The sequence below is a fragment of the Thermacetogenium phaeum DSM 12270 genome, from assembly GCF_000305935.1.
In the GTDB taxonomy this organism is placed as follows: Bacteria; Bacillota; DSM-12270; order Thermacetogeniales; family Thermacetogeniaceae; genus Thermacetogenium; species Thermacetogenium phaeum.
On record NC_018870.1, the window covers coordinates 356,011 to 369,290 of the forward strand.

Genomic DNA, 13,280 nt, shown 5'->3' on the forward strand with positions numbered 1-13,280 from the left:
AAGGGGAGAAGGAGAGATGTTACTCTGTACCTTATCAACCGGTGATACCGTCTATCGGTATGAAAAAAGGATCGTGGTCAGTTTCAAGCAGCCGCGCAAGGTTCTCAGCACTTCAGTATTAAATGGAGGCTACCGCGAAGACCTGACGGCAGTCTTCAATTATGATTGCAGTACAGGAAACGATACCTGCTGTTCACTGCGTGCCCCAACCTATGAGGAGCATATGCGGCTGGAGGCAAAGGAACTGGGATTTGATCCGGAGACGGTTACCGGTATGGGAACAGCCGCCCAGATGGAAAACGCGGCTATCAAGATATTAAAACATAAAGACCTGACGGTAACGGCGATCGTCACCGGCGGTGTGGAAGTCAATGGAGGCCGGGTGGGAGATCCGGCCGACTATTTTCAGCCTGTTGATAAAGGGATCCTGCCTAAGCCGGGGACGATCAACATCATGCTGGTAATCGACGCCGATATGCCCCCGGGGACCATGGCAAGAGCGCTGGTGACCTGCACGGAAGCCAAAACGGCAGCTCTGCAGGAACTGATGGCCGGCAGCAATTATTCCAACGGGCTGGCGACAGGATCGGGAACGGACCAGACCATAATCATTGCCAATCCGGCTTCAGCATTGTATTTGCAGAGTGCAGGAAAACACTCCAAACTGGGCGAACTGATCGGCCGTTCGGTTAAATCTGCCGTCAAGGAGGCGCTCTTGAGGCAGACAGGTTTATCGCCGCAGATGCAGCACAGCGTTCTGCGGCGCCTGAAGCGCTTCGGAGTTAACGAAGAAACGCTGTGGCAGGAATATGCGAAGGACGGGAGCGGAGAGATTGAGCGGCAACGATTTCTGGACTGCCTGCACCGGATAGATCGGGATCCGCGACTTGTGACCTACACCTCTTTGTACGTTCACTTGCTGGACCAACTCATCTGGGAACTTTTATCAGGGGAGGAAGCCGTTCAGGCAGGTAATGAATTGTTGTTGCTGGTTGCCGGCAAGTTCGGCGTTCCCGGGACAGTGATAGGCGGCCCGGAGCTTCAGGATTGCCTTCAGGCATGGGCGGATATGCTGGTTAAGATTGTGAGAATGAATCTCAATGTTGAGCAAAGGATTGAGCATTGAAAGACCGGTCATTGTTCTGAAAAACGGTTTTTAAGGAGCGGAGAAGTGTGGAAGATGAAAGGGTGATTTTATGTCAGAAAGAAAGGGTTTAATTATAGTTCATACCGGAAACGGCAAAGGGAAAACAACTGCGGCTCTGGGGATGGGGATGCGCGCATGGGGGCAGGGGCTCAAGGTTTTGGTGATCCAGTTCATCAAAGGCAACCGGATTTATGGCGAACTGAAAACTATTGCCAGACTGGGGCCGGATTTTGAGATACGCCAGATGGGCGAAGGCTTTATTAAGGGCCCGAATGATGATGCGGTGGCAGAGCACCGGAGAGCTGCCGAAGCAGCCTTGCAGGCGGCCGGAACGGAAATCTCATCAGAAAAATGGGATCTGGTCATCCTGGATGAGATTAATTACGCAATTAGTTACGGGCTCGTGCCTCTGGATGCGGTGTTGGGATTACTGGATCAGAAACCTCCCTCATTGCACCTGGTCTTGACCGGACGGGATGCCAGCCCGGAGGTCATCGAACGGGCCGACCTGGTTACCGAAATGAGAGAGGTTAAACACCCTCTTAAAAATGGGATCAAGGCTCAAAAGGGCATAGAGTTTTAGCATCCGCGCCCGGCATGTGGAAAAACCACGTGCTCAACTGTTGAGGGCTCTCAGGTTCTGCTAAATCTGTGAAAACCGGAGGGAAGACGATTTGCTGGTTATCAAAGATCTCGTTAAAAAGTATGGAGATATTACTGCAGTAGATCATCTGAATCTGGAGATCGGCAAGGGGGAGTTCTTTGGCCTGTTGGGGCCCAATGGGGCTGGAAAAACGACCACAGTCCGCATGATCAGCACCCTGACGCCGATGACTTCCGGATCGATCAGTATCGACGGCCAGTCTCCGGACAGGAACCTGACTTCGGTCAAGCTTAAGATCGGGGTTGTCCCCCAGCATAACAATTTGGAAAGTGAAATGACAGCCTGGGAGAACCTCGAGATGCACGGACGCCTCTATAATATGCCGAAAGCAATACGGAGAAAAAGGATTGTCGAGCTGCTGGAATTTACCGAGCTGTCCGACCGGGCCGGCGACCTGGTAAAAACCTTTTCCGGTGGGATGAAACGGAAGTTGATGATCGCCAGGGCCCTGATGCACAGGCCCGAACTGTTGCTGCTCGATGAACCGACGGTCGGCCTCGATCCGGCGGTGAGAAGAAAGATCTGGGATCTGCTGAAGAGCTTGAGCAGCAACGGGCTAACCGTGCTGCTGACGACCCACTATATCGAAGAGGCCGAAATTTTATGCCATCGGGTGGGGCTGATGGACAAAGGAAAACTCGTTGAATTGGGCTCTCCCGATAAATTAATTGAAAAGGTAGGGAAGTTTGTGGTGGAGTTTTTTGAGGATGGAGAAACCAAGAGAGAGTTTTTCGAAACAAGAGATGATGCCGTGGTTTTTGCCTCCAAATTGCATGGGAGTGTTAAGATTCGTTCCTCCAACCTGGAAGACGTGTTTATAAAATTCACAAACAGAAGGGTTGGGGACTGATGGCGGGCTTCACATGCATCCTGTGGCAGGAGTATGTTCTGTTCAAACGTAATTTCTGGAATATTACCATCAGTAACATGATCGCTCCCACCCTCTATTTAATTGCTTTCGGCTGGGGGCTGGGAGGGGGTATGCGCATCGATGGCAGTGATTATATCAGCTTTGTGATCCCTGGGATTATTGCCTTGACGACGATGACTGCCAGTTTTAGCGCTGTTGGAAATGCCATTAACATATCAAGGTTATACGAGAAAACCTTTGAAGAATTTATGGTGGCTCCTATCAGTATGTTGGTTTACGCCGCTGGGAAAATTACAGCCGGAGCTCTAAGAGGGATTTATTCCGGTTTCTTAATAATCATCCTGGCATTCGTTTTTGGAGTGAGAGTCCATCTTAACGGCTATTTTTTGCTGGTTATGATCCTGAACTGTCTGGCCTTTTCGGCCATCGGTTTTACTGCGGGGATATTCATCAAATCGCATGCCGATATGGCCAAATTCACGAGCTTTATTATCACTCCCATGGCCTTCTTATGCGGCACCTTTTTCCCTCTGGACAAGATTCCTCATGTCTTAAAGGTCTTCATCTGGTTGTTGCCGCTGACACATACCAGTTTGGGGTTAAGGAACAGTGGCGGAAATATTGGAGACATGATTCTCCACATTGTAATATTGTTACTGTATTTTCTAATTATCTTAGCGATTGGTGTCGTTCATTGCAAAAAAACAGAATAAGAGTATAAAATATAACCCAACAGTTCAACTGTGGTGCTTCAAATTTCATCCTGTTCCATTAACAGAGCACCGATTAACCTTTCAGCAGAAGCATGGTTGGGAAAGATGCGGATAACTCGTTCTCTGCGATGAATTTCTTCGTTCTTGCGCTCAATGCTGTTTAGCAGTGCGCAGCCGTTTGCGATAGCGCTCAGGCAGTACGAGCACCGCTGTGGCGTCATCAAAGACCGTAAGTGACCATGAACATGAAGTTGATCCTTCATGCGTTTAGGACAGGTATCCCCAAGCAAAAAAAGGCTGTGGGGGGTTCCCACAGCGAATTTATAGGTACTGATGCCGATCTGCGTTTTCAGGGGGAAAGGCTGCTGCCACAACGAAACCGGCCGCTGGAAAGTGTCCAACGGCCGGTTTGACTGTCGGCTGCTTTGATCTCCGACGGCTTGGCCCGGCTGGTGGAGCAGGTCCTGAAGCAGATTATGGTCATCCCTGCTGTGTGCTAGCGGCCGGTTATCGGGCGGCGCTACTTGTAACAGGAAGCAGGAGTTTTTTATCCTGTGTTGAATTAGTGTTTTAGATAACAGCATGAAGCTGTTCAAAAGGAAACTGGGTTAATTTAGTTAAGGTTACTACTTATTACAATATTCAGGCCACGAAGGTCTGTTGCCTTGTCGAAACGGGGCAGATCCTTCGTGGCTTTTATTTGTGTGCTGGCGAACTGGAGGTGGTTTCAAGGACAGCAGTGTTGATTCTGATCCCAGCGGCAAACGACCGGAACTCGACACTACCGAGGCGAAGGACGGCTAATATGATCGGCACCGTTTCTGCTGTTAACATTAACTGGTAAACTTCTGGTTTCTCGAGGTTACGTTCAGGGTTAACTGGCTAGCTTTTTGTTTTGCATTATTGGGGTGTTAATGTTGAGAGGGGGTGTTGCCGTGCCTGAGGAAGAGTTGCGAAGGTTGGACATGGTAAGAGAGACGATAAGAGAACTAAGGAATCTGGGTATAAGGGGGACACTATATAGTGTCGTTATAACCAGGGTTGGCCCGTGGACGTTAAGCTATATCAAATATGACGATGGGACGATCGGGTGTGGGTGCGCAAATAATGAAGCGGAGAGGGAAGAAATTCCAGATGATGTCTCGTTTATAAAGGACTTACTCAACTTGAACACTTACGAAGTTGTTGACAGATTGGAAAGCTTTGGGGACAGTGTGTTTATTAATTCGTTGAGAACTTCGATAGCCTCAGCTCTCTCCTACAAATTGATGAGCGATGTAGGTTTACTCAAGAAAGAGGGATACGATGCTGAAACCTTTATCGCTCCAAATTTGCCCCTCTTTGATCCTTCAAAATTCGTGCAACCGTCGGACATAGTAGCGATGGTTGGTTTTCATATGACGGTAACCCCATTATGTGCGGATATTGCGAAGGAAGTGCTCGTGACTGAACTTATGGACTTAAAAGAGTTATCCGTGATAGAACTCGGTGTCAGGGAGAAATCTAACGTAAAGATATTCCCCGCTGACAAGAGTAAGGAGATTTTAAGCAGGGCTGATGTCGTTTATATAACTGGCGAGACGGTGGTAAATGGGACAATAGACGAAATTCTCGAGTTTTCGAAGAATGCTAGAACAAGGATAATTTATGGCCCTACTTCAGCTTTTTATCCTAAAGTCCTCTTTGAAAGGGGAGTAGATGTTTCTTTGCCAATGATCTTTCCCAATACGCCCGATTTCCGGAGGCGCTTTGTGCTAAGTAGAGGTAATTGGTACTTCATGAGAGACGTAAAACAATTGCTGATCAGGAGATCAAGGACATAGGGACTGTTACTACTCCTGTTGGGGGATTCGGAGTCTACTTCGCTTAGAGCAAGGAAAGGGGGCCGATTTATGAGGGATAATTGGCGGATGATTTATATGTCGAGATAGTGGTTCAATGGGAGATAGGCCAATACCGTAAGATGCCGATTTAAAAGGAGGGAAGTTCATGAAAAGGCTTTTGGCGTTTCTATCTTGTTTAATGGCTGTTGTTTTGTTAGCAGGTTGTGGGGATAAAACGACGGTTTCCGAAAAAAAGCTTACAGAGTCGCAACAGGTTCTCAAAGTTGCTATAGCCACGGATGTCAACACTTGGGACATCACCCAGTTTCCCGATGGCGATGGCAGGTTCGTTTGGTCGCAGATTTACGAAACCCTGGTGCGGTTAGATGAAGACCTTAACATGATACCTGGCTTGGCCGAATCGTGGGAGCCTCAGGATAACGGCAAGGTGTGGATCTTCCACTTGAGAAAAGGTGTGAAGTTTCATGATGGGACACCCTTTACTGCGGAAGCGGTAAAATATTCCTATGGTGAAAGAGCATATGTTACCAAAGTCAAAACACTAGAGTTCGAAGATATAGAAGTGGTAGATGACTATACGGTGAAATTCATCTGCAAAAAATCCATTCCGCTTCCGACGTATTTGACACATGTTGCCTGGCCCATCGTAAGCCCCACCAGCATTGACTCCCAGGGGAATTTTATTAAACCCATAGGAACAGGCCCTTTTAAATTATCCAAACATATTGAGGCACAGGAAATCGTTTTGGAAAGGAATGATGATTACTGGGGAGAAAAACCGAAACTGGAAAAGGTGATATTTAAGATTATCCCCGATGCTTCTACCCAAGTGCTTGCCCTTAATTCCGGAGATGTAGACATGCTCATCAAGGTTCCGGAGTCAGAGGTCAAAAACCTGGAGAAAGACCCTGACATAAAAGTATACCGGAAGCTAACAACCTTTACCGACTTTCTCCACTTTAACTGCAAACGTGAGCCATTTAACGATGTCAATGTACGAAAAGCTGTTGCTTATGCGGTAGATACTGAGAGTATTGTCAAGAACATTCTTGACGGGGTTGGCGTAGCAGCCAAAGGACGCCCTTATTCACCGGTAATGCTTTATTCTGCTCCTGATCTTCCTCTTTACAGCCCGGATTTAGAGAAAGCCAAAAGTTTTTTAGCCGCTGCAGGTTACCGTGATACTAATGGGGATGGGATTGTTGAAAAAGGAGGAAAGCCGCTAAAAATAGATTTGCTGGTCTCTCCATCATGGAGTGCTAGGCAGATTAAGGAAGCTGAGGCCATCCAGGACCAGCTTGCCAGGGTTGGGTTTGCTGTTGAGATAAAGCAATTAGAAAGTGGGGCCCTCACGCGACTGGAAGACGAGGGGAATTTTGGTGTAATTTTGCGGACCGGTTTCTACGTTTGGGGGCCATACCCGCACCATGTTAAGATCCACCATTCAAAGAACTATAAAAGCCATTATCAGAACGGGGAATACGACAGGCTTGTGGAACAGGGTGAAAGCACTGTCGATGAGGTAAAGAAGCAACAGATTTACGAGCGAATCCAAAGGATGGTATTAGAAGAACTCCCTGCATTCTACATAGTTCATGAGGAAAAGGTTGTGGCTGTTAGAGAAAATGTCCAAGGCTTTCAAATCACGGCTGAAGATCCCTGGCTAGAGCTGAAAGGTGTTTACCTTGCTGCTAAGTAAGTGTTTGTGTGCCTCTATGCCTCAACCCCCTTCCGCGATGAAGGGGGTTGAGGTTGGCTATCGCTAAAGCCGTGTTAGATGTTACGAGGAATCGGGGGAGGTTTTTCGTGCTCAAATACATTGCCAGGCGCCAGCTGTTAACGATTGTTGTTGTGCTGGGCGTAACCATACTGACTTTTTCCATTATGCACCTGGCGCCGGGGGACCCTGCGGAAATGATCGCCATCGCCAGGTATGGAATGGAAAATTTGACCCAGGAAGACATTGAGCAGATAAGGAAGGCGGAAGGACTAGATGCTCCTGTTTACGTCCAATACGCCAGATGGCTGAGCCACGTGGTCAGAGGCGATTTTGGGCGTTCTCTGATCACCGGGGAACCGGTGCTGGAAGAGATCTTAACTCGCTTTCCAGCGACGTTAAAACTAGCCCTGGCGGCGATGATCGTCTCTTTGCTTATTGCCATACCAGTTGGAATTGTTTCCGCGGTAAAGCCATATTCTTTGTCTGACTATTTGAGTATGACGGGGGCATTAATAGGAGTTTGCATGCCCAATTTTTGGCTTGGTCTCCTTCTTATCCTCCTGTTTTCGGTATACCTTGGCCTGTTTCCGGTTTGCGGTTACGGGGGTTTAAAGCACATAGTTCTGCCCGCCTTAACTTTAGGAAGTGGGATGGCTGCCATTACTACCAGGCTAATAAGATCGAGCATGCTTGAGGTTCTAAAACAGGATTACATTACTACTGCCAGAGCCAAGGGTTTGAGTGAAAAGAGCATTATTGCCAGACATGCCCTTAAAAATGCCTTTATTCCTGTGATCACCGTTATTGGTCTACAGTTTGGCCACTTGCTCGAGGGAACCGTAATTGTCGAAACTATCTTTGCTTGGCCAGGCATCGGAAAACTTTTGGTGGATTCCATCTTTGCGCGCGATTTCGCCTTAATTCAGGGTTGCGTGTTATTTTTCGCGGTGGTCTTTGTAATAATCAATCTGCTGGTAGATATTTCTTATGTTTACCTGGATCCCAAGATCAGGTATGAAAAGGAGGGGTAGCCGTGAACGGAGTCGTGGTAAAAGCCCAGCCGCGTATCTACTCATTAGCCCGGTTTAGCAGAAACAAAACAGCGGCAACTGGTCTGGTGATCATCTTGTTTCTGGTGTTTGTGGCTGTTTTTGCTCCTGTTCTGGCTCCCCACCACCCTTATGAGCAGAATCTAGAAAAAGCCCTGCTTCCTCCATGTGGGGAGTATCCGTTTGGGACCGATGACCTGGGCCGGTGTGTTTTTAGCAGGATTATCTTTGGAACAAGAATTTCACTGCAGATCGGGGTCACGGTAACTGCGATCACCGCTTCCATTGGTGTAACCTTGGGCCTGTTAGCCGGGTACTACGGCAGGCTGGTGGATGAAATAATCATGCGGCTGGTAGATATTTTGCTGGCCTTTCCCGGTCTGGTGCTTGCCCTGGCAATTGCCGGTCTTTTGGGGCCTGGTTTGTTTAACGTTATGCTTGCCCTGGCAGCGGTCGGCTGGATGGGTTACGCGCGCGTAGTCCGGGGTGCTGTCCTTGCGGTAAAGGAAAAGGAATTCGTTGAATCGGCAAAAGCCATTGGCGCCAAAGACCTCTATATCTTGCTCAGGTATGTTTTGCCGAACGTGAGTGCGCCGGTTATTGTGATGGCCACGTTAGGTGTTGGTTACGTGATACTGGCTGCTGCCGGTTTGAGCTTTCTGGGGTTAGGGGTGCAGCCGCCTACCCCGGATTGGGGAGCAATGCTGAACAGCGGCAAAGCATTTATGCGCACCGCTCCCCACCTGACCGTATTCCCCGGTCTGGCCATAATGATCACGGTGATGGCCTTTAATTTCCTGGGAGACGGTCTGCGGGATCTCCTTGACCCTAGATTGAAGGAAAAGAAAATCGAATAGGAGGGAAGAGTTTGTGAACCGCCTGCTCAGTATTCGGAACTTGAGGACAGTCTTTCACACAGAAGAAGGATTAGTGAAAGTTGCTGATGACATAAACTTGGACATCGCCGAAGGAAGAACAGTTGGCTTAATTGGTGAAACAGGCTGCGGCAAATCAGTGCTCGGCCTTTCCATCTTAAGGCTTTTGCCACCCAATGTCAGCATTGAGGGAAAGATTTATTACAAGGGGCAAGATATCCTGCAATTGGGCGAAGAACAAATGCGCCGGTTGAGGGGTAAAGAAATAGCCTTAATACCTCAGAGTCCCTCTACTTCACTTAACCCGGTTTTAAAGATCGGCGTCCAGATTACCGAAGCCCTGCAACTACACCGAAAACTGACACGAGAAAAGGCAGAAGGAGCAACCCTGGAACTGCTGCGATTCCTCAATCTACCGGAACCTGATAACAAAGTAAAAGAATATCCACACCAGCTCAGTGGCGGGATGAAGCAAAGAGTTCTAGCTGCCATTGGTATGGCTGGGAAGCCTTCTCTGCTTATTGCTGATGAGCCGACAAAAGGCCTGGATGCCATAATCCGGATTCAGGTAGTGGAAGTTTTGCGCCGTCTGACAAAAGAGACAGGAGCGGCGATGCTGTTGATCACGCACGACTTAAAAGTAGCAGCCAGCCTTTGTGACGAAATAGCAGTAATGTATGCCGGGGAGATCGTAGAACACGGACCGGCGGAACGGGTGCTAAAGCATCCAGGGCATCCTTATACGAGGGGTCTGCTGGCTTCGCTACCTGACAATGGGTTGAAGCCTATCCCGGGTTCCAGCCCGAGCTTGGTAAATCTACCTGCCGGGTGTAAGTTTCACCCACGCTGTGCCGGAGCAAGAGAGGTATGTGCAGAAAAGCGGCCGCCTTTAATCAAAACAAATGGGTGTCTGGTGAGGTGCATGTTTGTTGATCAGGGTGGAGAATCTCAGGAAAGTTTTTGTCACAGGGGTCTTCAGAAAGAGGCTGGTTAATGCCGTTGATGGCGTATCTTTTACAATTTCGTCCGGAGAGACTCTCGGGCTGGTGGGTGAAAGCGGCTGTGGTAAGTCTACTCTCGCCAGGGTCGTCCTGGGGCTGATTCCACCTTCAGGTGGAAGAATCTTTTTCCATGGTCAGGAGATTACGGAAGCAAGGGCAGCAGAGCTAAAAAAAGTTCGCAGAAAAATGCAGATAATTTTCCAGCATCCGGAATCAGCATTAAACCCCAGGATGAAGATATACGATAGCCTGGTAGAGCCGATGCGCATCCACCGCCTTGTGAATAACCGCAGGGAAGAAAAAAAGAAAGCCGAGGAACTAATTGAACTGGTAGGTCTCCATAAGGAGCACTTGGACCGCTATCCCCACGAACTGAGCGGGGGACAAATTCAAAGGGTCGTTTTGGCCCGCATATTGTCTCTCCAGCCGGAATTTATCGTGGCCGATGAACCCACCTCGATGCTGGATGTTTCTGTTCAGGCGCAGATGCTTAACCTTTTCAAGGAGATTCAGAAAAAGTTTAACATCTCCTATCTGTTTATTTCCCATGACCTTGAGGTAGTCCGGTGGATGAGCGATTGGGTTGCTGTCATGTATGCTGGAAGCATTGTTGAAATAGGACCTGTAGAAAAAGTTTGCGAAAACCCGCGACATCCTTACACATTGACGCTAGTAAGTGCCTTTTATGCTCCTGCAAATAATGTATCCGAGTTTACCAAGGTAACAGATTTCAAGGCTGCTAGACACTTGTCTGGCTGCAAGTTTTATCCGTTCTGCTTAGAAGCAAACAGCGTCTGCAAGAAAAAACCAGACTTAAAGGAAGTTGAAAAGAATCATTTTGCGGCCTGCTGGCATTTGTAAAAGGTGAAAGGAGGTATAGCGATTGATGTTAACTCATAGAGAATTTTTCAATAACCTTGCTTTTGAATGGGATCAAAGAGTAAAGCACGATCATGATAAACTGCAGGAAATTATTAATTTGGTAAATATTTTTCAAGGAGCTTCGATTTTGGATGTTGGATGCGGAACCGGGGTATTGGTTCCTTATATAATTGATAAAATAGGCAAATCAGGAAATATAGTAGGACTTGATTTCGCGGAAAAAATGTTGGAAAAAGCCCGCGAAAAGTTTCCCGAAAAGGATTTTCCAAATGTTTCTTTTGTATGTCAGGATATCATGGAATGCGATTTTAAAAAAATATTCGATTTTGTTATATGTTATTCCGTTTTTCCTCATTTTTTTGATAAAAAACAGGTGGTTAAAAAAATGGCTTCATTTTTAAAACCTGAGGGCAAACTCATAATTTGCCATTCGGAAAGCAGGGAAAAAATAAACAAAATGCATGCTTCTTTAGATAAACCTGTATCTTCTGATGCACTGCCGAGCGGAAGTGAGGTTTCCGAATATATGCGTTGCGCCGGATTAAAGGTGGAAATTGTAGTTGATGATGATGAAAAATACGTGGTAATGGGTGTTAAAGATTAAGCCCAATAAAGGGATCGTTTTCCGCCCCGGCAACATCAAGCACACGTTTAAGCAAAAAGGAAGAGGCAGAATAAAATGTCTCAGCCCAGCGCAGGGGAATAAAGCGTTCGGGCTCAAGTGGTTGTGAGTTGAGAGTAACAATCAAAGAAGGCTCGTCTTTAGAATAAAAAACCGGGAGGCGTTTGCCGTCGCCGTCCCGGTGTCTGGGAAATACTTCCCGGAGGTAGTGGTAATTCGTCCTTATCGGATTCAGGAGTCCGGGTCGGGAGAATCTTTTCTCTGTTTCAGGCGGCCGGTGATGCTGACGAGCTTTTTCTTCTCCCTCCCGCCTGCGGCTCTGTTCCGCAGCTGCAGGAGCCCTCTGCAGAGGTGAACGGCTGAGGAGGCATCGGGTGTGTAGCCGTCCATCGAGGGGCTCCCGGCGCTATTTCGCGGATGCCGCTTTGGCCGCGGCCACCTCTAAATCGTATTCCTCCGGCCTCCACTTGTTGAGATCCAGCTCTTTCTGCAGTTCGAACCAGAACTTCTCCTCGTCGTCGGGGATGGTTTCGAGCTGGGAGCTGATGATGTCCAGCCACTTCTTTTCTCTGGCCGAGAGATTGAGTTCGCCTTTCTCTACCCCTCTCTTGATGACCTCCACCGCCAGGGCGGCCGCCTTCTTGGTCGCCAGGAAGGGGTCTTTTTCCTTGACCAGCTCTCCGCTGATCTCCAGTACTACGTCCGGCCTCAGAACGTAGGCCTGGGGATCCAGGCTGGAGTCGGAGTCGGCCAGCCAGTCCCGCATCTTCAGGGCGAATTCCCGTCCGTCCGCTGCCGCTTCGTTCATCAACCGGCAGTCGTAAATGAGCTGCTCCGTGGATACCACGGGGGCCGGAGCGCTTAAGAGCTTGACGTTCTGGACGGATTCGTTGCTCCACATGTCGCAGACGCAGGCGGCAATGTTGCCGACGGCGCTCAGGTGGGCGCAGGCCGCGGTTTTTCCTTCCATGGAAATGGGCACTCCTGCAATGGCCTTCATGTACGGCCCTTCATAGCCGCAGTCCTTGTCGGGGCCGGTGGCACCCATTTCGAACGCCACCAGGCTCCTGGGTATGGTGGCCACCCGGTCTACCGCAGCGAACACCCTGGGGATCATCTCCTGCTCCGCCAGGGCCAGGGCGGTGTTGGCGAAGCCGCACGCCGTGTCGCCGCCGGCTATGGAGCCGGTCCGCCCGGCGATCTCCACTATTCGCGACCAGAGGAACCGCATGTCCCTGACGCCCAGCACGCCCAGGGCGAAGACGACCTTTCTGATGTCGCAGGTGACGAGCCCTTCGTCGTGAACCTCTTTGCCCCCGGTGGACTCGATGGAGAGGATGTCGGCACCGTCTTCGGCGCACTTCTCGAAGGTGGTGAACATGTTCTCCAGCAGCTCACCCCTTCTCATCAGCGGCGGCCTGACGATCTCTCTGGTGTCGTTAGGGGTGCACCTGAGGAGGCTCTTCAACCCGTACTTGTTCTCATATTCGTACATCTTGTCCCGCAGGATCTTGTTGATCTCGATCCCCCACTGCGGGGTCATGGTGGTTTCGGGTAAGAGCTCCACTTCCACGATGATCCCGGGAGCGTAGAGGCTCTTCGCCCTCTTGAGAATCCCCTCGATCATCTCCGCATACTGCCTTCTGACCTCGGGCATGGTGCTTTCGTTTATATTCATGGGGGGGAGGGTCAGGTTGATCTCCGGATAGACCGTACCCCCGCCGATCACCATGCCGTTCTTTGCCGTTACGGGATGGGGAGCTATCCCGTAGACGAAGTCGTCAAGGGACTTCACAGCCAGCTCGTCAAAGGTTTTCACAGGCTTGTATTCCATCGCAGATTTTTCCTCCCGTGCTTAAATATTCAATAAAATTCATCACCCTGTTGGGAGC

13 protein-coding genes and 1 pseudogene are annotated in these 13,280 nt (G+C 49.1%); 11 read left to right on the forward strand and 3 right to left on the reverse strand.

All coding sequences use genetic code 11. The annotated features are described in order from the left end of the window. Window positions 1-16 precede the first annotated feature (16 nt). The 4 genes from TPH_RS01765 (at window position 17) to TPH_RS01780 (ending at window position 3,395) form a co-directional block, all read left to right on the forward strand. On the forward strand, window positions 17-1,126 hold the full coding sequence (locus TPH_RS01765) for an adenosylcobinamide amidohydrolase (RefSeq protein WP_015049512.1): 1,110 nt from the start codon (window positions 17-19) through the stop codon (window positions 1,124-1,126). 70 nt (window positions 1,127-1,196) lie between these two features. Further along, a complete protein-coding gene (gene cobO / locus TPH_RS01770) occupies window positions 1,197-1,730 on the forward strand; it encodes a cob(I)yrinic acid a,c-diamide adenosyltransferase (protein ID WP_015049513.1) in 534 nt (177 codons plus the stop codon). A 91-nt stretch (window positions 1,731-1,821) separates the two neighbouring features. After that, window positions 1,822-2,661, forward strand: coding sequence for an ABC transporter ATP-binding protein (locus TPH_RS01775; protein ID WP_015049514.1), 840 nt, complete (start codon window positions 1,822-1,824; stop codon window positions 2,659-2,661). Beyond that, the gene (locus tag TPH_RS01780; protein WP_015049515.1) at window positions 2,661-3,395 is read left to right on the forward strand and encodes an ABC transporter permease; all 735 of its coding nucleotides are present in this window, start codon (window positions 2,661-2,663) and stop codon (window positions 3,393-3,395) included. The genes TPH_RS01775 and TPH_RS01780 overlap by 1 nt, the downstream gene beginning before the upstream one ends. 38 nt (window positions 3,396-3,433) lie before the next feature. Here TPH_RS01780 and TPH_RS14595 read toward each other — a convergent pair. After that, window positions 3,434-3,620: pseudogene (locus TPH_RS14595) on the reverse strand (transposase); the annotation flags it as partial. Window positions 3,621-4,330: 710 nt separating this feature from the next. Here TPH_RS14595 and TPH_RS01790 point away from each other — a divergent pair. The 7 genes from TPH_RS01790 (at window position 4,331) to TPH_RS01820 (ending at window position 11,370) form a co-directional block, all read left to right on the forward strand. Beyond that, a complete protein-coding gene (locus TPH_RS01790) occupies window positions 4,331-5,218 on the forward strand; it encodes a Rossmann-like domain-containing protein (RefSeq protein WP_015049516.1) in 888 nt (295 codons plus the stop codon). Window positions 5,219-5,384: 166 nt separating this feature from the next. Further along, window positions 5,385-6,938, forward strand: a complete 1,554-nt coding sequence (locus tag TPH_RS01795; protein ID WP_015049517.1) for an ABC transporter substrate-binding protein — start codon at window positions 5,385-5,387, stop codon at window positions 6,936-6,938. A gap of 53 nt (window positions 6,939-6,991) precedes the next feature. Then, window positions 6,992-7,990, forward strand: coding sequence for a nickel ABC transporter permease (nikB, locus tag TPH_RS01800; RefSeq protein WP_015049518.1), 999 nt, complete (start codon window positions 6,992-6,994; stop codon window positions 7,988-7,990). A gap of 2 nt (window positions 7,991-7,992) precedes the next feature. Beyond that, window positions 7,993-8,865 carry a nickel transporter permease gene (gene nikC / locus TPH_RS01805; RefSeq protein ID WP_015049519.1) on the forward strand — a complete coding sequence of 291 codons (873 nt, stop codon included), beginning with the start codon at window positions 7,993-7,995 and terminating at the stop codon, window positions 8,863-8,865. A gap of 13 nt (window positions 8,866-8,878) precedes the next feature. Further along, window positions 8,879-9,877: an ABC transporter ATP-binding protein gene (locus TPH_RS01810; protein WP_015049520.1), complete on the forward strand. Its 999-nt coding sequence runs from the start codon at window positions 8,879-8,881 to the stop codon at window positions 9,875-9,877. Then, window positions 9,822-10,745: an ABC transporter ATP-binding protein gene (locus TPH_RS01815; RefSeq protein ID WP_015049521.1), complete on the forward strand. Its 924-nt coding sequence runs from the start codon at window positions 9,822-9,824 to the stop codon at window positions 10,743-10,745. Before TPH_RS01810 ends, TPH_RS01815 begins: the two co-directional genes overlap by 56 nt. A gap of 25 nt (window positions 10,746-10,770) precedes the next feature. Beyond that, the gene (locus TPH_RS01820) at window positions 10,771-11,370 is read left to right on the forward strand and encodes a class I SAM-dependent methyltransferase (RefSeq protein ID WP_015049522.1); all 600 of its coding nucleotides are present in this window, start codon (window positions 10,771-10,773) and stop codon (window positions 11,368-11,370) included. Between the two features lie 249 nt (window positions 11,371-11,619). Here the strand turns inward: TPH_RS01820 and TPH_RS15310 are convergent, their stop codons facing one another. Both TPH_RS15310 and TPH_RS01825 read right to left on the reverse strand, forming a co-directional pair. Continuing rightward, on the reverse strand, window positions 11,620-11,778 hold the full coding sequence (locus TPH_RS15310) for a hypothetical protein (RefSeq protein WP_015049523.1): 159 nt from the start codon (window positions 11,776-11,778) through the stop codon (window positions 11,620-11,622). A gap of 16 nt (window positions 11,779-11,794) precedes the next feature. Further along, entirely contained in the window at window positions 11,795-13,222 is a 1,428-nt protein-coding gene (locus tag TPH_RS01825; protein ID WP_015049524.1) for a methyltransferase MtaB domain-containing protein, read from the reverse strand. Window positions 13,223-13,280 lie beyond the last annotated feature (58 nt).